Annotated in this window: 18 protein-coding genes; 2 read left to right on the top strand and 16 right to left on the bottom strand. The window is 28.3% G+C overall.

Translation table 11 applies throughout. The features are described from left to right. The 3 genes from AACP42_RS02735 to AACP42_RS02725 all read right to left on the bottom strand — a co-directional run. Positions 1 to 374: hypothetical protein (locus AACP42_RS02735; protein WP_339332574.1), on the bottom strand; the 374-nt coding region annotated here is incomplete at its 3' end. Continuing rightward, the gene (locus AACP42_RS02730; RefSeq protein ID WP_212775630.1) at positions 374 to 691 is read right to left on the bottom strand and encodes a hypothetical protein; all 318 of its coding nucleotides are present in this window, start codon (positions 689 to 691) and stop codon (positions 374 to 376) included. The genes AACP42_RS02730 and AACP42_RS02735, both read right to left, overlap by 1 nt. Positions 692 to 702: 11 nt before the next feature. Next, the gene (locus AACP42_RS02725; RefSeq protein ID WP_212775629.1) at positions 703 to 1,035 is read right to left on the bottom strand and encodes a hypothetical protein; all 333 of its coding nucleotides are present in this window, start codon (positions 1,033 to 1,035) and stop codon (positions 703 to 705) included. A gap of 885 nt (positions 1,036 to 1,920) precedes the next feature. Here AACP42_RS02725 and ltrA point away from each other — a divergent pair. Next, entirely contained in the window at positions 1,921 to 3,552 is a 1,632-nt protein-coding gene (ltrA, locus tag AACP42_RS02720) for a group II intron reverse transcriptase/maturase (protein ID WP_339332557.1), read from the top strand. Between the two features lie 115 nt (positions 3,553 to 3,667). Here the strand turns inward: ltrA and AACP42_RS02715 are convergent, their stop codons facing one another. From AACP42_RS02715 to yihA, 6 genes are all read right to left on the bottom strand, one after another. Continuing rightward, positions 3,668 to 4,324, bottom strand: a complete 657-nt coding sequence (locus AACP42_RS02715) for a hypothetical protein (protein WP_339332573.1) — start codon at positions 4,322 to 4,324, stop codon at positions 3,668 to 3,670. 841 nt (positions 4,325 to 5,165) lie between these two features. Continuing rightward, positions 5,166 to 6,011 carry an energy-coupling factor transporter transmembrane component T family protein gene (locus AACP42_RS02710; RefSeq protein ID WP_212775465.1) on the bottom strand — a complete coding sequence of 282 codons (846 nt, stop codon included), beginning with the start codon at positions 6,009 to 6,011 and terminating at the stop codon, positions 5,166 to 5,168. Then, the gene (locus AACP42_RS02705) at positions 6,001 to 7,767 is read right to left on the bottom strand and encodes an ABC transporter ATP-binding protein (protein WP_212775464.1); all 1,767 of its coding nucleotides are present in this window, start codon (positions 7,765 to 7,767) and stop codon (positions 6,001 to 6,003) included. The genes AACP42_RS02710 and AACP42_RS02705 overlap by 11 nt, the downstream gene beginning before the upstream one ends. A 57-nt stretch (positions 7,768 to 7,824) precedes the next feature. Further along, positions 7,825 to 8,382 carry an ECF-type riboflavin transporter substrate-binding protein gene (locus tag AACP42_RS02700; RefSeq protein WP_212508963.1) on the bottom strand — a complete coding sequence of 186 codons (558 nt, stop codon included), beginning with the start codon at positions 8,380 to 8,382 and terminating at the stop codon, positions 7,825 to 7,827. A gap of 119 nt (positions 8,383 to 8,501) precedes the next feature. Further along, the gene (locus tag AACP42_RS02695) at positions 8,502 to 11,162 is read right to left on the bottom strand and encodes a valine--tRNA ligase (RefSeq protein WP_212775463.1); all 2,661 of its coding nucleotides are present in this window, start codon (positions 11,160 to 11,162) and stop codon (positions 8,502 to 8,504) included. 196 nt (positions 11,163 to 11,358) lie between these two features. Further along, positions 11,359 to 11,949: a ribosome biogenesis GTP-binding protein YihA/YsxC gene (gene yihA, locus AACP42_RS02690; protein ID WP_011160392.1), complete on the bottom strand. Its 591-nt coding sequence runs from the start codon at positions 11,947 to 11,949 to the stop codon at positions 11,359 to 11,361. A gap of 261 nt (positions 11,950 to 12,210) precedes the next feature. Between yihA and holA the strand changes: the two genes are divergently transcribed. Then, the gene (gene holA / locus AACP42_RS02685) at positions 12,211 to 13,182 is read left to right on the top strand and encodes a DNA polymerase III subunit delta (RefSeq protein ID WP_212775462.1); all 972 of its coding nucleotides are present in this window, start codon (positions 12,211 to 12,213) and stop codon (positions 13,180 to 13,182) included. A 38-nt stretch (positions 13,183 to 13,220) separates the two neighbouring features. Here holA and AACP42_RS02680 read toward each other — a convergent pair whose 3' ends face one another. The 7 genes from AACP42_RS02680 to rpsF all read right to left on the bottom strand — a co-directional run bounded on the left by AACP42_RS02680 (position 13,221) and on the right by rpsF (position 20,012). Then, the gene (locus AACP42_RS02680) at positions 13,221 to 13,778 is read right to left on the bottom strand and encodes an L-threonylcarbamoyladenylate synthase (protein ID WP_212775461.1); all 558 of its coding nucleotides are present in this window, start codon (positions 13,776 to 13,778) and stop codon (positions 13,221 to 13,223) included. Between the two features lie 102 nt (positions 13,779 to 13,880). Further along, on the bottom strand, positions 13,881 to 14,936 hold the full coding sequence (gene prfA, locus AACP42_RS02675; protein ID WP_212775460.1) for a peptide chain release factor 1: 1,056 nt from the start codon (positions 14,934 to 14,936) through the stop codon (positions 13,881 to 13,883). 69 nt (positions 14,937 to 15,005) lie between these two features. Beyond that, a complete protein-coding gene (gene dnaB / locus AACP42_RS02670) occupies positions 15,006 to 16,349 on the bottom strand; it encodes a replicative DNA helicase (protein ID WP_212508968.1) in 1,344 nt (447 codons plus the stop codon). Next, positions 16,346 to 18,895: a 50S ribosomal protein L9 gene (rplI, locus tag AACP42_RS02665; RefSeq protein ID WP_212775458.1), complete on the bottom strand. Its 2,550-nt coding sequence runs from the start codon at positions 18,893 to 18,895 to the stop codon at positions 16,346 to 16,348. Before rplI ends, dnaB begins: the two co-directional genes overlap by 4 nt. A gap of 94 nt (positions 18,896 to 18,989) precedes the next feature. After that, entirely contained in the window at positions 18,990 to 19,229 is a 240-nt protein-coding gene (gene rpsR, locus AACP42_RS02660) for a 30S ribosomal protein S18 (protein WP_212508970.1), read from the bottom strand. A gap of 136 nt (positions 19,230 to 19,365) precedes the next feature. Then, on the bottom strand, positions 19,366 to 19,710 hold the full coding sequence (locus AACP42_RS02655) for a single-stranded DNA-binding protein (RefSeq protein WP_011160385.1): 345 nt from the start codon (positions 19,708 to 19,710) through the stop codon (positions 19,366 to 19,368). A gap of 14 nt (positions 19,711 to 19,724) precedes the next feature. Continuing rightward, positions 19,725 to 20,012: a 30S ribosomal protein S6 gene (gene rpsF / locus AACP42_RS02650; protein WP_034172155.1), complete on the bottom strand. Its 288-nt coding sequence runs from the start codon at positions 20,010 to 20,012 to the stop codon at positions 19,725 to 19,727. Positions 20,013 to 20,107: the final 95 nt, after the last annotated feature.

Genomic DNA, 20,107 nt, shown 5'->3' with positions numbered 1-20,107 from the left:
ATTTCATCTAAATTATTATTTTCTTTATTTTCTTGATTATTATCTTTTTCATCAAAAATACCCTCAGAAAAATTAAGTCCTCCATGTTCTCCAAATTCTTTAATCATTGTTTCAACATGTTTTCTATATATACCTAGGTAATTTCCCATATTTGCCATTAATCTAACTAAGGCACCATATTCACTAATACTAATTTTACCTTTTTTAAGATAATGGTTTACTATATCTCGTAATTCATCACTAAAATCATACTTACTTTTTAATTCTTTGATATAAAAATAAAGCCAATAAATAAAAATACCAAAGATAAAAGAAGTAAAAGAAATAAATACTTTAGATTCAACAATATTAATAATTGTTTGTTGCAAATCCATTAATTATTCCTTTCTATAAAATTATTTAAAATATTTTCAATATCTTTTTTATATAAATAATTTTGTTTATTATAACTTATAAAATTATTTTTTAATTCATTTATTAAATCTAATTTTTGAGAATCAATTAAATTAACATATTCAATAATTTTTATTGGCTTTTCAATTTCCTTTATTATTTCAACTGGTTTATTATTTTGTTTAATTATTTCTATTTCTTTATTATTTTTGATAAAAAAATTAATATATAAAAATATACCAATAATTGAACCCATCAATAAACAAATAAAATTATCTAATAAATTATATTTTTTCATCTAATTTTCCTTTATTCTTTTTCAACCTTTTCATAATCTATTTTTTCAAAAAGTAATTTAGGCATAAATTTAGCTATTAAAAAAAATAAAAGCAAACTAATAACCGAAATAAAACCAAGAATTAAAAAAAATTCTTCATTAAAAATTATTACATTGAAAAAATAACCTAATAAAACAATTAAAGAAGAATATAATAATAAAATCCCACAACTAAAAAATATAATAGAAAACATTATAAAACCAAATAAATTCAAATAAACATCATTGATATTTATTCCCAAATAACTTCCGCAACATTGACAATGTTCGTGAAATTCTTTCTTTATTTTTTGTTTTTTATCCATTTTAAAAAAATCCTTAATTTTAACTTAATTTATTCATATATTCATATATTATCCTTAATGAGTGTTTTTTTAAAAAAACACTCATTTATTTAATCCATGTAATTTTAGTTGCATCAGGAACAATAAAACCAAGTTTATAAGCTGCAAATATAAAAATACAACCAAGAGCAATTAAAATTAATATTTGTCTTAAAGTCATTTTTTATTCTCCTTTTTATTATTTAGCTATTGATAAATAACCTTTTGAAGCAAAATAAACAATCAAAGGAATAACAATACCTAATGTAGGTAAAACCCAACACATAAAAAACCGCCTAAAGTTAATTTATTTCTTCTAAAAGATTTTTTACTGAAATAAGAACGTCTGTAATTTCTCGCCATTTTAATCTCCTTTTTTATTATTTAATAAGAAAAATATTTTTTAGTATTTAGAAACAATAAGGAAACCAACTTAAAAGTTGGTATTTTTTTTAATGGTTCTTTAATCGCCTACAAAAATCCCTCGAATGAAGGTAAGATATGAAGATATGATTTAAGTCTTTATATATAATCACATGTAGCTTTAATTAGCACCCTTCATGATGTCGTTGGCGGAAACAAAGTGTTCTAGTCTAGCCACAAGCTTTAACAACGAAAGCGAACCTAAAACTATCGGGCATAATGATGTCGGAAATTCGAGATTCCTAAAAACCACCCCAAACAGAGGAAATTAAAATGCCTTTGGGTTCAAGGAAAAAGAGACTTTTAGTAGTCGGAGGAATTAAAACTTGGTTTGGAATAACCAAGATAATTGCCCTCACACGGAGCCTAGGAAAGCTAGGTACAAGGCGAAGAAGTTAGATTCACAGTGAATTATTCAGTTCGGGAGAAAGGAGGTTGATGCAAATGCAACCAAATGAAGCAGATAAAACTTCTAAGCTTTCAAACTTACTGAATAGAGTTCAGACAAAATCATTAAACAGGTTAACCTTGAAAAAGGAACTGCAACAAGATATGAACTCCCTGGATAACATCACATTCGCCTTCAACAAGGTTGCAGGGAATGACGGTGCAGGGACGCATGGGACGGACGGTCAAACTATTGACGGAAAAGATTGGAACTACATTATCGGGTTAAATGATAAATACAGAACCAATCAATACCAACCCAAGCCCCTCAGGAGAGTTTATATCCCCAAACCTAACGGAGATAAAAGACCATTAGGTATCCCGACAATGGAGGATAGAATAATCCAACAGACAATGTACCAACTACTCAATCCATTTTATGAAGTAAAATTCTCAAAATGGAGCTATGGATTTAGACCTAACAAATCACCACATGATGCAATTAAACGCATTAAGGAGAGATTTAAGGGAATAAAATGGTTAATAAAAATTGATATCAAAGGCTTCTTTGACACAATTAATCATGACATATTGTTAAAACTTCTCAGCAAAGACATCCGTAAAGCCAAAACCCTCAAAACCATAAAACAATGGTTGGAGGCAGGCATAATGGATAACTGGGTTTTTCAAAAGACCTTCTCGGGCGCTCCCCAAGGTGGAATTATATCTCCTTTATTAGCTAACATCTACCTTCATCAAATTGACGAAAAGATGGAAAAACTAATAGAACAAGGAATACCAAAAAGGAAAGTCAATCCTAAATATAGAAAATTACAACGTTTAGGACTTGTAAGAAAAGCTAAAGTCGCGAGAGACATTAACATAAATCCAAACATTAGAGTAGAATACATTCGCTATGCGGACGACTTCATCATCGGGTGTACAGGAACAATGGAACAGGCCAACGAACTACAACAAAAGGTGGTATCCTGGTTAGTACGGGATTTAGGATTGTCAATATCTTATGACAAATCCAAAATCGTACCAGCACAAAAGGGAACAAAATTTCTTTCATACCTCATAAGAGTCAACCCAACGGCATCGTCTAAAAATAAATCTGCAAGGAAAACGCTTAACGGAGAAACCGATATCGGAATTCCGAAGGATGAGATAGACAAAAGATGCAAAAAATGGATGACGGACTCTAAGAAGAGAAAGATTATACATGATAGACAACTACATTTTAGAGACGAATTAGAAATAATTAAGTCATATAAAAGAGTGGCTGAAGGTATAATCAGATACTTCGCATATGGAAGAAACCTGAATCAGTTAACAAAGTTGGCCTATATTGCAGAGTACTCTTGTTTAAAGACAATAGCGGGGAAATACAAAACTTCCATCGCCAGAGTCCGTAAGAAATTGAACCGAGGTCAGGGGACTTGGGGTGTCAAGTACACGATAAAAACAAAACCAAGATATGAAACCTGGCCGAAGTACACCTGGGATAGGATTAAAAGGATGAGAAGATATAAGGATATTAACCTTGATATCATTCCTAATCCGAATATATACCTAAGTCGTACACATCTCACAGACCGTTTAAAAGCGGAAGAATGTGAAATGTGCCAAAGGTATGACGTTAAGTTGGAAATACACCACACTAAGACAGTGCGAAATCGCAACTAGCAAAGCGTGATGAATAAAGCAACTATGGTGCTATGTAAACAGTGCCATAGAAGGAGAACCAACGAACAAATAATAAGCTTCAATGACAATAGGAAAATAATAAACGTCTGAATAATCAATCAACTAAATAGTGATATTTAGAAGACCCTAGAAATAGGCTGTGAATGGGAAAGCCGTATGCTTGGAAACTTGCTTGTACGGTTTGGAGCGGGGCTGCACGTAAATAACCAACACGCGTGTAATCTATCGCTATCATAAGGAAATAATGCCAAAAAAGATTTTTGAGGACAAGAAAAACATGTACGAGAAAATCCAAACAAATGACGACTATAAAAATCAATTCCTTTATTAGAATTTGATTCAATTTGTTTATCATTTTTAGAAACATATTTACTAACATATGAAACAATTTTATTAACATAATCTTTTTTATCAAAAGTACCTTTATAAAAAACTTTACATTTACTAATTTCAATTTTTTCAAATAAAAGATTTTTTTTGATGGTCTAAAAATTTGAACGTTTTGACTAATTGGATTTAAATGTTTATAATGTTTTATATTATTTTTATTCATAACAGATGCATAAGCATTAGCCCAAAGCAAAGTAATTTTTGGCACTTTAACATTCTTTTTCTCGTAATAATTTTGAGGTATTTTAATATTACCTTTTTCATCTATTTTATGCATTAAATAATCATCATAAAAAATACTCTTATTCCCTTTAATAGGTCGGTTTTTCAAACACAAAGCATAATCTTTATCAGTACACAATGAACTGTTCCGTTTTTTTAGACACTTTTTAAGTTTAATGAAATTATTTGTTAGTTTGAAAAGATATGAAATTATCTATTTAATTTTAAGTCTTAAAGAGTAATTTTGAAATAAAAAAGTGTCTAAAAAAACGGAACAGTGCAGCTTTTGGAACTCCTTTATTTTTCTTTGACATTTATTTTCCCTTTATTTCCTTTTCTTTTTATATGATTTTTATATGATTTTATATTTTATATAATATTGCAAAAATACTTTCTAATATTGTTTTATATAAATAGTAAAATTGCAGTAATTTTGGTATTTAAATATTGTATCAAGTATTTTAATATTTTAAAAATATAACACATGACACCAAATAAGTTAAGTTTTTTTAAAATTAAAAATAAAAATAAATATTTAGTATTATTTTGATATAAACTGAGATTTATAACAAAAATATTTAAAAATTCAAAAATAAAACTAAAAAATAAAAATATATTTTAAAAACAAAAAAACTCAATATTTAAAAACTTAAAAAATTAAAAATACACTAAAAATACAAAAATACAATTTTTTTGCTAAATTGCATCAAAAATACTTTAAAAGTATATTGACATTTTTTTATTAACCATCTAACACTTTTTCACCCCTTTATCTTTTTTTACAACAGCAATTTAAAAATAAAAAATATTACTATTAACATCATTTTATCACAAAAAAGGAATGTTTTGCTCACTCATCTTTATATCATGAGTGTTTTTCTTGCAATTTTATATAACAAAAAAAACCAACTTTTTAGAGTTGATCTTATAATTTTTCAAAATATTTAATTGTTTGATGTTAATAATTTGGCAATATTTTATCAAAAAGGGTTTTGGGCAAAAGGATAATAAAACCTATCATAAAGGCACAAAAGCCACACACCAAGCAAAAGAAGTGCCAATCCTAATAAAAAAGTAAACAAATCAAGAATACTAAAAGATTTTTCATAATACCAAGTTCTTGTTTTGTATTTACCAAAACGCCTCAATTGCATAGCATTAGTAATTACATCAATTTTATCTAAATTAAAGAAAATCAAAGGAGGAATAATAAGGGCAATTCTTTTAATATCTGCAATAATACAAGCCAAAAAATGAGTTTTTTTAACAACTTTAATACCTCGTGCTTGTTGATTGAGAGAAATATTTTTAAAATCTTTTTGAATTTCAGGAATATAACGAATAGTAAGGGCAAAAGCATAACTAATTTTATAACTAACCCCTAATTTATTTAAACTAGCAGCTAATTGACTGGGATTAGTAGTTATAATAAAGATTAAAAATAAAGGAATAATACAACAATATTTTAACAACACATTAAATTGATAAAATAATTGTTCTTGGGTTAAAAGATTAAAAAATAAAGGAATGGGGGTTTTGGAGTTATATATTTGAGTACCATAATTTCTAAAACAAAAAAAAATAATAATATTATTTACAAACAAAAAAAAGAAAGTTCCTTTAACTACAAACGCTACTTGCTGCCATTTAATTTGAGCACACCAAAACAAAAACAAAGAAAAAAAGACAAGTCCTAACAAAAACCATATATGATAGACCATCATACAAGCAACTGAAACCAAAATTAAAAACAATAGCTTAGTTGCTCCTTGGATTTTATAAATGAAAGTATTACCTGGTAAATATTGTAACATACTATTTGCCATAACAACAATCCTCCTTTAAAAAAGCCAACATTTGAGTTAACAAAACATTTTTTTGTTCTGATGTAAATGGCAATTTATTGATAAGAACAATCAAGCTGATAGGATTGAGAGAAGTTTTTTGAATTAAAGACATATCTGTAAAAATTTTTAAAGGAGTAGTATTTGCAATAATTTTTCCTTGTTCCAAAACCAAAGTTCTTTGAGTATAATTAAGCATTAAAGACATATCATGAGTAATAATTATAATGGTAATTCCTTTATTATTTAACTTTTGTAAAAAAGTCATAATTTGTGTGTGATGTTTTAAATCTTGTCCTATGGTAGGTTCATCCAAAATAAGAATTTGGGGTTGCATCACTAAAATAGAAGCAATGGTAAGTCTTTTTTTTTGTCCAAAACTAAGAGCAGAAATAGGCCAGTTAACAAAACAATCCAAATTACAAGTTTTCAAAATGGCATGCACTTTGGTTTTTATTTCAGTTAATGAAAGTTGTTTTCCTAAAAGCCCCAATGCTACTTCTTCAAAAACAGTTTTTTGAGAAATCATATGGTGGGGATTTTGCATGACAAAACCAATTTTTTCTGATCTTTGTTGTAAAGACAAATGTGTTAAATCTTGATTATTTAATAAAATAGTTCCTGTTTGAGGATTACAAAAACCACAAATAACTTTGGCTAAAGTAGATTTACCACTACCATTTTTACCAACAATACTAATCATTTTTCCTGGAAATAAATCCAAAGAAATGTCATTTAAAATATTGGGTTGTTTGGATTCATAGTGATAAGAAATATTTTGTAATTGCAAAATGGGGCAAAATGGGGCAAATTGTTTGGGGAAAAAAGGCAATAATTGAGTTGGGTCGTTTTGAGAAATAGCACATTTTTTTAAATTTGTTAATTGATTGGAAAAATATTGAACAAAATCTAAGGATTGTAAGGCAGGCAAATTTAATAAATAAGGAAGAGTTCCCAAATTGATACCAACCTTTTTCAAAGCACTAATATAAGTTGGTTCTTGGATACCTTGTTTAGTTAAAATATTTTCTAAAATTAATTTTTGGGGAGAATTGTCATAAATAATTTTTTCATCTTCAAATACTATTACCCTATCAAAAGAATCATCTAAAATATCTTCTAAATAATGTTCGATAACTAAAATAGTCGAATGATATTTTTGATGAATAGTTTTTATTAAAGCAGTCATTTTGGCTCTTGAAACAGGATCAAGATTGGATAGAGATTCATCAAATAACAAAATAGAAGGATTATAAATTAAAACTCCTGCCATCGATGCTAATTGCTTGTGACCTTCAGAAAGTTCTTGTGGTTTGTAATCTAAAAAGGATTGCAATCCTAAATCTTGTGCCCACATATTTACTTTTTGATATATTTCACTTTGAGGCAAATCATCATTTTCCAAGGCAAAAGCTATATCTTCTGCTACTGTTAAACCTACAAATTGATTATCTGTATCTTGCATAATGGTACCCACATCCAAAGATAGATCAAAGATATTGGTTTGTGTCAAGACTTTATCCTTAATAATAACAGTACCTGTAATTTTTCCTTGATAACTATGAGGAATCAAACCATTAATACATTTTAAAAAAGTAGATTTACCGCTGCCATTTTTGCCCACAATCAAAACTTTTTGTCCTTCATAAATAGTTAAATTAATTTGATTTAGAGTTGGTGTTTGTTGGCTATAATATTGAAAACTAAAATCTTTAAAAATGATTAATGGTTTTGGCATAAAGTTCCTCTTTGAAGTTATAAAATAAAAAAATTGATTAAGGATGTTTAAAAATATTTAAGAATTATTAATTTTAATTAAAGTAGCTTGTTTAGTGTAATGACAAGAATACATAGACATTAATTTAATTCCTACTACACTATAAGCTAAAATATTAGAAATTACTATCAAAAAACTTTGTAAATAAACTAGTTTAGGTGGTTGTCCGTAAATCAATAAATCACTTTGAGGAGCAAAAAAACCCCAAATTATAAAATTACAAGCAACCTGATAAAGCCAAAAGTAAACAATTTTTTTCTTGGTAAACACTTGATATTTAAGATCAATTATTTTATGCGGCAATCCGTAAATAAATCCAATAAGAGCAGAGCATAAAACCCAATTCCAAGAAACATTTCCAAACAAAATAAAATCTTTAATGGTGTGCCCTATAAGTCCTACATAAAAACCAACCGCAGGACCAAAAGCAACAGCAATGAAAGCTAAAAAAGCGACTGAAGTTTCAATACTTACATTAAATCCCACAGGAATAGAGGCAAAACAACTTAAAACAAAAAATATCGCAGCACTCAGTCCTATAGTAACAGTTTTTTTAATAGAATCATCTTTTGACATTGGTTAGTTCCTTTAATAAATGGTTTGGGTTGGGAAAATATTGGTGGGTTGGGGTTTTGCTTGTAATGTTTTTTAATTTCAAAGCTTAAATTATTCATTTATAGTTTTATTTAAATTTTTTATTTTTTGTTGGGATTTAGCGGATTAGAATTGTTTTTACTTTCTAACAATTTTTGATATTGCTTACAATAACTTTCATATTTCTTTTTTTCAATTTCAATTTTGGCACTTGCGGCTTTTTGCAAGAAAGATGGATTATTTAAAATGGTTTCACTTCTTTTAATTTCTTTAAGAAGGGTATTTTTTTGTTGTAAAAAATTACTTTCAAATTTGGTTTCATTAAGTTCGTTTAGGGTTTTGCGGTCAATATAAAGACTTAAATTTTTTTCAATTAACCAAATAGTTTTTTTTGAATTGGTAACTTTGTTAGTAATTTTAATTTGTAAAGTTTTGAAAAATTTTTCTAAAGCTTGTTGCAAATTTACGAAATCTTGGAGGATAGTTGAAAATTGAGATGCAACTTCTAATTCTAAATTTAATTTACAATTGATATTGGATTCTTGTCTTAAATGACGTGTTTTAATAATTAAGTTTTTAAGATTTTCAAAATCAGCTAAGGCATCTAAATTACAATAAGAAGTTTTTTGCAAAGTGGTTTGAGTAATGTTCGTTTTATTGTCAAAATTTTCATAAAGAGTATCAGTTACAAAAGGAATAAAAGGATGTAAGAGTTGCAAAATATGTTTCATCATATAAACTAAAAATTTTTGACTGTTGTGCAAGTTTGTTAAATTGGAGTTATTCTGATCTAAATCATGTTTGGCAAATTCTAAATGCCAATTAGCAAAATCTTCCCAAACAAAGTGATATAAAATTTTTCCAATTTCTTTTAATTCATATTTTTGATATAAAGTTGTTACTTTTTGAGTTGTTAAATGCAATTGTGTTAAAAGGGCTTTTTGGGTCAAAGTCAAAAGATTGATATCAAAATCAGTGTCTAAGGTGCTGGTATTTAATTTTACAAAACGACTAATATTCCACAATTTATTAATAAAATTCCAAGATGAAGCAACTTTAGTCTCATCATAGAATAAATCAAACCCAGGAGCAGCGTTAGTAGTTAAAAACCATCTAAGAGCATCGGTACCATATTTGGCAACAACTTCCAAAGGATCAACACCATTACCTTTTGATTTAGACATTTTTTGTCCTTTGTTATCTCTTACTAAACCATGTAATAAAACATCTTTAAAAGGGTCTTTGTGGGTTAATAAAATACTTTGAAAAACCATTTTTGATACCCAAAAAGTTAAAATGTCATAGCCTGTTACTAAAACATCAATAGGAAAACGATTTTGAAATAAAGGGGCATTGCAATTAGGCCATCCCAAAGTGCTAAAAGGCCACAAAGCAGAAGAAAACCAAGTATCCAAAACATCACAATCAAGGCTCCATTCTGGACCAGGACTTTCTATTTGAACTTTAATTTCTTGTCCTTTATGCCAAGCAGGAATTTGATGACCCCACCATAATTGACGCGAAATACACCAGTCTTCGATATTTTGGAGCCAATTATTAAAAATATTTTCAAAACGAAGCGGAAAAAAATTGATTTTGTTAGTTTTTAAAGCAATTTGGGCGATGGCTTTGGTTTTTAAAAACCATTGTAAAGAAAGACGCGGTTCGATGATGGCATCCGAAATACTTGAATATCCTACTTTATGAAGGTGATTTTCGGTTTTTGTAAAAAATCCTTTTTGTTTAAGAGTTTGCACTAACTTTTGACGACAAACAAAGCGGTCTAATCCTTGATATTGCAAGGCTAAGTCGTTCATAGTGCCATCTTCGTTCATGCATAATAAAGCTTTTAATTGATGTCTTTTATGATGTCTTTTAGCTACTTCAAAATCATTAATATCATGTCCAGGTGTCACTTTTACAACTCCTGTACCAAAATTAATATCTACGTAATTATCACTAATAACAGGAATTTGGATGTTAGTATCAGGAATAAAAACTTTTTTGCCAATAAAAGATTGATATCTAGGATCGTTAGGGTTTACCATTAAAGCTTGATCGGCAAACATGGTTTCGGGGCGAGTGGTTGCAATTTTTAAAAAAGAAGGAACCAAAGAAGCGTCAGACAAATTGGAATTAGTTGGAAAATCAACCAAAAAATATTTAATATAATATAATTTTCCTTCAGTTTCATGGTAATTTACTTCTACATTAGAAAGGGCTGTTTTAGTTTCGGGGTCCCAATTAATAATTTTATAATCTCTGTAAATTAATTTTTTTTGGTATAATTTGACAAAAACTTCTTGAACTGTTTGGCTCAATTCAGGATCAAGGGTAAATTTTTCAAAATTATAATCTAGATGCAGCCCTAAAACTTGCCATTGTTGCCTAATATTTTGGGCATGTTTTTCTTTCCACTGCCACGCATATTTTAAAAAAGTTTCTTTACTTAAAGTTTTGGTCAAAAGCCCTTCTTGTTTTAATTGTTCTTTAACTTTATTTTGAGTGGCAATTCCTGCATGATCCATCCCAGGCAAAAAGAGCACATCAAAGCCTTGCATTTTTTTAAATCTTATAATAATATCTTGAATGGTGTTATTCCAAGCGTGTCCCAAATGCAGTTTTCCTGTTACATTGGGAGGCGGAATTACAACAGTAAAAGTTTTTTTATTGGCGTTTGGTTTGGCACAAAAATATTTTTTTTCTAACCATTGTTGGTATCTTTGATGTTCTACTTTTTTAAAATCATATTTAGTTTGCATAAAAGCTAGCTTCTTTCTATTTTCTTTTTTTAGGGTTGAAGTTTTTGGGTTTTAAAAGTTTTTTGGGGGTTATGTTTGGGGTTTTGAAAATGTTTAAATGGATTGGAGGAAATAAAAAAAATTACAAATTTTTTTGCAAAGTGAAAAAGTTGGAAAAACTAAAAATAAAAGAGCCAAAAAATAAGGGACTCCTTTTTTAATCATTGGCATTTGGATCCATTAATTGACTTAAAAACAGTTTTAATTCTTCCAGCCCTTCTTGTTGTTTTGAAGAAATCAAAAAAAAATATTTAATCTGGGGAAAGTGATTAACAAGCATTTTTAATTGTTTGGGCACAAGATTTTTTTTAACTTTATCCTTTTTAACAAATAACAAGACGACCTCAAAACCCGCTTGCAAAAGAGCTTGATGGATTCTATCGTCTTCTTGGGTAGCACCCACTTTAAAATCAATTAGCTGAAAGACTGCTTTGAGATGAGAAGTTTGTTCCAAAAAAGAAATAATCATCGGCAATAACTGCTTTTGAATTTCTTTACTTTTTTTAGCATAACCGTATCCAGGAGTATCGATCAAATAAAAAGATTCGTTAATGTCATAGTAGTTTAGGGTGATGGTTTTGCCAGGAGTTTGAGAAATTTTAGCTAATTTTTTTCTTTGAGTTAAAGCATTGATGAAAGTGCTTTTGCCAACGTTGCTTCTGCCCATTAAAACAATTTCGGGTTGTTTTTTCAAAGGAATATCTTTAAAATGGACAATACTACGCACAAAAGTGGCTTTTTTAATCATTTTGGTTTTTCCTTTTCTTTGTTTTTGTCTATAATTGTTTGCGATTGGTGATTTTGGGAAATTTTTGAAGGTGGTTTACAAATATTATTATAGCAAATTATTATTTTTGTTGCTTTATATTTTGTGATATCGTTTTATAATAATATTTTTTTGATAAAATAACAATAGTGATAATGATAATAATGTTGAATTGATCTTTTGCAAAACATTTAAAAAACAAACAATTAATTAATAATAAAAGGGCAAAATGAGGTTTTTAATTTGGAACAAACAAATAACATACATTTAATTTGGGGAAAACAAAGGTTTTTTCTAGAAAAAAAAATAAAAAAAATAATTAATATTTGCAAGCAAAAACAATTAGATGTAGTTTATTATTGTATGCAAAAAGATCTTGTAACAGAGCTGCAAAAAGAACTACAAACCACTTCTTTGATTGAAAGCGCATGGAAAAAAGTAGTTTTGGTGGATCACAGTGAAATTTTATTTCAAAAAAAACCTCAAGAAATGGCTTTTTTAATTTCTTATTTACAAAATCCTTACAACAATTTAGATTTATATTTTTTTGCAGAAAAAACAACTAAAGCATCTGAAGTTCAAAAAATTTGGGAAAAATATTGTCTTTGCAAAACAACAAACACTTTGGAGAAAAAAGATTTTTTTAAATATATCATGGAAGTTTTTCAAAAAGATGGTTTTCAAATTGATACCAAAGCTATCCAAGAATTAGTGAGCAAAACTAACTATAATCTTTATTTATTGCATCAAGAAATAACAAAAATCAAATTATTTCAATCAAATGATAAAAATATAACTTGGCAATTGGTGCAAAAAATCAATGCTTTTAAAGAAAATGACAATATTTTTGGATTAATTAATCTTTTTTTAAAACAAAATTATATTGATGCTTATCAAATGTATCAAACCTTAAAAACGCAAAAAATCAATGCTTTTCACGTTATAAATCAATTAGCTCATAAAATTAAAGAATTGTTATTGGTAAAAGAAATGTTGCAACAAAAAAAAAGCCCAGAAGAAGTGCAAAAAGTTTTGCCAGTTTCACAAGGCAAAGTATTTTTTTTAATGAAAGAAGCAAAATTGATTGAAACGCAAAAATTAAATACACTGTTTTTAGATTTAATAGAATTAGAATATCAAATTAAAATGGGTGCTGTAAATAAAGATATCGGTTTGGAAATGTTTTTATTGGGTAAGCAAAAGGTTTTTTTGTAATTTGAAAACTAAGCACATAACTTACAATTTTTTGACGGTCACAAAGGTTTTAAGATTTGTAAAATTTCTTCTTGAGTAATTGTTCCTTGCCTTAAAATAACTGGTTGAAAAGTGGTTAGATCAACAATAGTTGAAGATATTTTTAAAATCGGGTGATAGTTTTGATAAATTAAGGCGATTTTATTGTTATAAATATTAAAAATAGTTTGGTAATCATTTAGTGGAGGATGATTGCTTTGATTAACAGAAGTGGTCTTTAAAGGACCATTTTTTTTTAAAATTTCCAAAGCTAAAGGATGATTGGGGATTCTTACTCCTAAAGTTTTTGCCTTTGTTTTAGAAAAATATTTCAAAGTGGTAGGCAGAATTAAAGTTAAAGGGCCTGGCCAAAAATGCAGAGCTAATTTAAGGCTTTTGGGACTAAATTGGATCAATTTTTTTGCTTGTTGTAAAGATGCACACAAAACAACAATACTTTTATTTAAAGGTCTTTTTTTAATTTGATAAATGCAATTGAGTCCTTTTTTATCATATAATTTAGCGCCCATACCATAAACTGTATCGGTTGGAAAAATAATAATATCTTTTGGTTTCACAATAATTCCTTTATTTATCTTTATTTATCTTTATTTATCTTAAACTGGTTTTTTTAATTGAATTGTTTTGATTTTGGTTTTTTAAAAGAAATTGCATCAAAACTAACTTTGGGCAAGTTGTTCTTTTTGGGCTTCATGAATCAAAGGTTCAATAACTAAATCGAGTTTACCTTCCATAATAATATCTAATTTTTGTAAAGTAAGTCCAATTCTATGATCTGTTATACGATTTTGGGGGTAATTGTATGTTCTTATTTTTTCGCTTCTTTCACCAGTTCCTACTAAATTTTTTCTGTGTTTGTTTTCTTCTTCTTGTTTAGTGGTTAACATTTGATTATAAATGCGTGTTTTTAAAAGGGTAAATGCTTTATCTTTGTTTTCGTGCTGGCTTTTTCCTTCTTGACAAGCAACACTAATTCCCGAAGGTATATGAGTAAGTCTAACAGCTGATTTAGTAGTGTTTACTGATTGTCCACCAGGTCCGCTAGAATTAAAAGTGTCGGTGCGAATGTCATGCCAATCAATTTTTAATTCTAATTCTTCTGCTTCGGGAACTACCAAAACAACAGCAGTAGAAGTGTGAATTCGCCCTTGGGCTTCGGTAGCGGGAACACGTTGGACGCGATGCACACCTGATTCATACTTTAAAAAAGAATAAATATTTTGTCCAGAAATTAAAAGTTCTACGGAAGAAAGACCGCCTTTAATGCTGGGATTTAGATTGAGGATTTCGACTTTCCATTTTTTGCTTTCGGCGTATTTAACATAGGTTCGTAATAAATCAGCTGCAAAAAGATTCGCTTCGTTGCCACCAGCTGCACCTTTAATTTCTAAGACAACATTTTTTTTATCAAAAGAATCTTGGGGTAAGAGCAAAATTTTTAATTGATCTAAGGTAGTTTTTTTTTCTGACAAAATAGTATCTTTTTCTTGGTTTGCTAAAAGCAATAATTCTTGATCTTGTTGGGTTTCTAAAATGGTCTGTATTTGAGTAAATTCGGTTTCTAAATTTAAGTATCGGTTAAAAAGTTCTACTGTGGGTTCTAATTTTGATAAATTTTTTAAAATGTCAATTTTTTGGTTTATGTTTTGTTCGTTTAACAAAAGTTTTTGTAAATCTTGATATTTTTGTTTTATTATTTTTAATCTGTCAAGCATATTTACCTCTTTGTTTTTTAAAAAAGAATGGGGGGTTAAAAAAATATTTTAATCAATCAAAATGCTTTTTTATTCATTTATATTAGGTTCGATTTCTGAAAAAAACATATGATCAAAATCAAGTATAAATTCTCTAATACCAATTGATCCTTGACGATTTTTGGCAATAATAACTTGGGTGTGTCCAGAAGAATCGGGTTTTTTGTCCTTTTCATAATAACCTTCTCGGTACAAAAACATTACAATATCGGCGTCTTGTTCAATTGAACCTGAATCTCTGAGGTCAGCCAAAATGGGACGTTTGTCTTCTCTTTTTTCTACATCCCTTGATAATTGTGAAAGGGCAATAACAGGAATTTTTAATTCACGTGCCATTTGTTTTAAACTTTGAGAAATTTCTGCTACTTCTTCTTGACGGTTGTGTTTATTAGTTTTGCGGATAAGTTGCAAATAATCTATCATTACAATATCAAGTTTGTTTTGACTTTTAAGTTTGCGACATTTAGCTTTAATATCTAAAATATTTACTGTAGCTGAATCATCAAAATAAATATTTAGATCATCCATTTTTTCTATTGATATTTCTAACAAAAATTTTTCTTCTCTGTTTGTGTTACCCAATTGAATTTTTTTGTGCTGTATTTTTGATTGAGTGCTTAACATGCGCATAGCTAATTGTTCGTTTGACATTTCTAAACTAAAAATAGCAATATGAGGGGATTGATAATTGTGTTTGGGATTTGCAATTCTGAGAGCTAAATTAAGCATAAAAGTACTTTTTCCCATGGAAGGACGAGCAGCTAAAATAATAAATTCTTCGGGCTTAAATCCTAAAGTAATATTGTTGAGATTATCATATCCAGTGGAAAGACCTACTAAATCTTTATGGCGTTTGGCAAGAATATTTTTTTCTTTAGTGTCTTTTAACAAAATTTTTAATTTTAATAATTCACTGGTTTTTTTGTTTTTAGTTAAATTAAAGATTTTTTCTTCTGAAAAATCCAAATATTCTTGGACATCAATGTTTTCGTATCCTTTTTGTGCTAATGAAGTGACAGTTTCGATAATTTCTCTTTTTAAAGCAGTTTCCTTAATTAAATCAATATAGGTTTCTATATGTTGAGTAGAAGGCATCAAATCAGATAATTCATTTAAATAATCGATATTTCCTATTTGTTGTAATAATTTTTCATTGTCTAAAATAGCACTTACTGAAGAATAATCAATTTGTTTGTTAGTTTCATGCAAAGTTTTCATTGCTCTAAAAATATGTTGGTGATGAGAGTTGTAAAAGTCAGTTTCTGCAATCATATCTAAGGTAAAAGCTATTTTTTCAGGGTTTAAAAGTAAAGCTCCTAACAAAGCACGTTCTGCTTCAGGACTTGAAGGAGTATTTTTAGAATAATTGGTCATTTGTTTTTTCTTTCAGTCACATTAAGGAAAAAAGTAGCCTTAATTTGATCAGTTAGAAAAACATCAACAGGATAAATACCAATAGCAATGATTTCACCTTCTAAAGATATTTTTTTGCGGTCAAGAGTAATATTATGAACTTTTAAAAATTCTTCAGCAATTTGTTTGAGAGTAATTTTTCCATAAATTTTTCCTTTAGGTCCTAATTGAATATCTAGAGTAATTTTTTTGTCATCAATTTCTTGTTTTAATTTATGCATTAAAAGTTCGTGATTACGTTTTTGTTCTTGTTCTAACATTTGGGATTGTTTAATTGCAGCTAAATTGGTTTTGTCTGCTAAAAGAGCTTTTTTATTTTGAATTAAAAAATTGCCATAACCATTATTAACTTTAATAATTTCGTGTTTTTTTCCTTTATTAGGAATGTCAGTTAACAAAATAATTTCCATATTCTTTTCACCTTTTTCATATTCTAATTTTAAAAAATGTTTTAAAGTGTCTGTAACTGTTTTGATATTAGTTCCTTCTAATTGAGTAGCAGCGCTATTGAGATGTCCTCCACCTTCCATTTGTTCCATGATAGTTTGAACGTTAATTTCATTGTAAGAACGAGCACTAATTGCTATTTTATTATCTGCTATTTGAGCTATCATAAAGGCAGCATCAACGTTGCGAATGTTTAGAACACTTTCTGCCACTTGAGCTAAAAAAGAACGATTTTCATAAATTGCAGAACTTTGAATAATAGCAAATCTATCCATAAAAATTTCCATTTCAGAAATCAGTTTATTAATTTCTAAAACTTTATCAAAGTCTTTACGTAACCAACTTTTAACCTCAATTGCATCAGCGCCTAAATCTTTTAATTTGGAAGTTACTTCAAAAGTTCTAGAACTTGTACGATAAATAAAAGCGTTAGTATCAATTAAAATACCTGCATACATAATGCTTGCTTCAAAAGCAGTAATGTGGACTTCTTTTTCCAAAAATCCCATAATTTCAACAAGCAATTCAACAGTTGAAGAAGCAGATGATTCGACGTAAGAAAAAATAGAAGGAATAATTTCTTCGGTAGCGCGGTGGTGATCAACAACTACAATATTGGACGTTAGTGACAAAAGTTCGGGACTATTTACCATATCTTTAGTTTGAGTATCCAAAACTGCAATTAAGGAATTGTCTTTAATCATTTTGGAGGCTTGTTGGGTTGTAATAATATTTAGAGATATTTTTGCCTCAGTTTTAATTAATTGATGATAAACAGGAATGAGGCTTTTGTCTAATTTTTCTTCATCAAGGATAATATAATTGTTGCTTTCAGGATGGATAGTGGTTGCAATTTTGTAAAAAGCAATGACAGAACCTAAAGCATCAAGGTCGGTGTGAGTGTGTCCCATGATAAAACAATGGGGGTGTTTTTTCAAAATATCGACCAAATTTTGGGCATTAATACGAGCATGAACTTTGGATTGTTTACTTAAAGAAGCAATTTTGGCACCAAAATATTTAATTTTTTCATTTTCAATATTAACAACTACTTGATCGCCACCCCTTTTTTGAGCTAATTCAATTGCATTTTGACTGTAGGTAGCCAGTTTTTCATATGACAAATTCCAACAAGCAATTCCCATAGAAAGAGTGACTTTTAATTGATATTTGTAAGAAATGTTGCGGATGGTATCCAAAATACTAAATTTATTTTCTAACATTTTATCTAAGTTTTGGCGGTTAAGAAGAAGTAAAAAACGGTCGTCTATCAATTGTTTTAAATAACCTTCATAAGGTTCAATGTAATCAGATAAAGCACTTAAATATTCACCTTGTATTTGTGATTGTTCTGAAAGATCATAACGAATTAAGGATTCTGCTAAATTATCAAAAGCAATCATGGCAAGAGATAAGGTTTTTTGTAAAAATAAATGTTTGATTTGTTCTTTTTCGGTAGCATCAAACAAGTAAAAAACACTTAAATCTTTTTTATAAAAACATTCAAATTTTTGGTTTTCCAAAGTGATAATAGTTTTGGGGATTGCATCAGAAGTGCTTATTAGTTGTGCCATATTTTCATTAATTTGAGCTAAGGGCGAATTGATTTCATGATTTTTCAAAATAAAACTGGCGTAAGGATTGAGCCACTGAATTTCTTGACTAGAAATATCAATTAAAACAATACCAATAGGAAGTTCGTTAAGTACTTCTTCTCCAATTTGACTTACGTGAAAAGATAATTTAGACCATAAAGAAAGTTTGTTTTTTAATCTTTTAATTTGGGCGTTTTTTTTAATGTGAAGCAAAAAACTGATAACAAAGGATGCTAAAATGATTTTTCCAAAAAAGTTAAAAATGAAAAAAATGATTTTACGACGCATACCACTCATTTCGCTGGAAGTATTTTGGCTTGGGTTTTGATTGTTGGTTAATTGATTAATTGTTTCGATAATTTCTTGGATATTTTGGAAATCCAAACAAAAAAGAATTAAAATCAAAACAACAATTACACAAGCAATTACAATAAATTTTGTGTTATGTTTATTTTTAGAAAACATAATTTTTTTTGCCCTCATTTGCATTTAAATAATTAGATAAATTTGGTTTTTAATATTTGCAATTAATAAAAAAAACAGGATGCAACACCTGTTTTTATTGTTGGATAAAAGGAATTAAAGCCATATGGCGAGCTCTTTTAATAGCAATTGCCAATTGACGTTGCCATTTAGCAGAAGTATTTGTTACTCTTTTAGAAAGAATTCTTCCACGGTCAGTAATAAATCTTTGTAAAAGCTCTATGTCTTTAAAATCAATTTTAGTTACTTTGTTTTCAGTAAAAAAACAAACTTTGCGACGTTTTTTAAAAGTATTTTTTTTATTGTTGAATTTCATTTGTAGCTCCTTTTGAAATTGAAAATATTTATTGTTGTTTGGTTTGGTTCGCTTGTATTTAATGTTTTTGTTTTAAGATTTGATTGTTATATTTGTTTATTATTTATATCAGTTAATTTAAGAATTGTTTTTAATTTTAGAAATTGTCATAAGCATTATCAGGATTTTTTTTAGATTCTAAGAATTGGACATTGTTACAAACAACACTAGTTTGCCAATTAGTTACACCGTCTTTTTCCCAAGTTTCTACTCTAATGTTTCCTTCAACACCTATTAAAGCACCTTTAGAAATATATTTTTCTAAATTTTCAGCTTGTTTACCAAAAACAGTACAATTGATAAAATCAGTTTTTTTTTCGCTAGAAGCACTTACAATTCTATTAACTGCCAAAGTAAATTTAACAACATAAGTACCACTATTAGTATTTTTTAGTTCTGGGTCTTTGGTAATGCGACCTACTAAAATAACTTTATTAATCATATGAATTAAACTCCTTATTCTTTATCTTTGATAAAGATAAATCTAATAATTTCTTCAGTAATTTTAACAATACGATTAAATTCTAAAACAGCATCATTATCTGCTTTTACCATTAACCAATTGTAATATCCTTTTTTATGATTATCAATAAGATAAGCTAGGTCTTTTAATCCTATTTCGTTTTGTTCCAAAATTTGATTTGGGGCTTGTAAAAAAACATTTTGCAAAGTGTCATTAATTTTTTTAACGTCTTTGCTGTCTAAATTGGGGCGTAAAATATACATTATTTCGTATTTTTTCATTTTTTTCTCCTTATGGCCTACGCGGTCTTTATCTCTAAATTGTAAAGACAAGGAATAAGCATTTTATTTTATAATTTATAAGACATTAATATTAT

Source organism: Hydrangea phyllody phytoplasma (assembly GCF_036985185.1).
In the GTDB taxonomy this organism is placed as follows: Bacteria; Bacillota_I; Bacilli_A; order Acholeplasmatales; family Acholeplasmataceae; genus Phytoplasma; species Phytoplasma asteris.
The sequence above is the reverse complement of the archived record's forward strand: the minus strand, read 5'-3'. Positions and strand labels throughout refer to the sequence as shown.

What these genes read in the sequence shown, in the direction of transcription:
- AACP42_RS02705 (WP_212775464.1), bottom strand. Translation starts at nt 7,767, where the DNA reads ATGCCAAAACCATTAATCATTTTTAAAGATTTTAGTTTTCAATATTAT.
- AACP42_RS02710 (WP_212775465.1), bottom strand. Translation starts at nt 6,011, where the DNA reads ATGGCAAATAGTATGTTACAATATTTACCAGGTAATACTTTCATTTAT.
- yihA (WP_011160392.1), bottom strand. Translation starts at nt 11,949, where the DNA reads ATGATTAAAAAAGCCACTTTTGTGCGTAGTATTGTCCATTTTAAAGAT.
- AACP42_RS02730 (WP_212775630.1), bottom strand. Translation starts at nt 691, where the DNA reads ATGAAAAAATATAATTTATTAGATAATTTTATTTGTTTATTGATGGGT.
- dnaB (WP_212508968.1), bottom strand. Translation starts at nt 16,349, where the DNA reads ATGACCAATTATTCTAAAAATACTCCTTCAAGTCCTGAAGCAGAACGT.
- rplI (WP_212775458.1), bottom strand. Translation starts at nt 18,895, where the DNA reads ATGTTTTCTAAAAATAAACATAACACAAAATTTATTGTAATTGCTTGT.
- AACP42_RS02725 (WP_212775629.1), bottom strand. Translation starts at nt 1,035, where the DNA reads ATGGATAAAAAACAAAAAATAAAGAAAGAATTTCACGAACATTGTCAA.
- AACP42_RS02700 (WP_212508963.1), bottom strand. Translation starts at nt 8,382, where the DNA reads ATGTCAAAAGATGATTCTATTAAAAAAACTGTTACTATAGGACTGAGT.
- rpsF (WP_034172155.1), bottom strand. Translation starts at nt 20,012, where the DNA reads ATGAAAAAATACGAAATAATGTATATTTTACGCCCCAATTTAGACAGC.
- AACP42_RS02655 (WP_011160385.1), bottom strand. Translation starts at nt 19,710, where the DNA reads ATGATTAATAAAGTTATTTTAGTAGGTCGCATTACCAAAGACCCAGAA.
- AACP42_RS02695 (WP_212775463.1), bottom strand. Translation starts at nt 11,162, where the DNA reads ATGCAAACTAAATATGATTTTAAAAAAGTAGAACATCAAAGATACCAA.
- ltrA (WP_339332557.1), top strand. Translation starts at nt 1,921, where the DNA reads ATGCAACCAAATGAAGCAGATAAAACTTCTAAGCTTTCAAACTTACTG.
- prfA (WP_212775460.1), bottom strand. Translation starts at nt 14,936, where the DNA reads ATGCTTGACAGATTAAAAATAATAAAACAAAAATATCAAGATTTACAA.
- rpsR (WP_212508970.1), bottom strand. Translation starts at nt 19,229, where the DNA reads ATGAAATTCAACAATAAAAAAAATACTTTTAAAAAACGTCGCAAAGTT.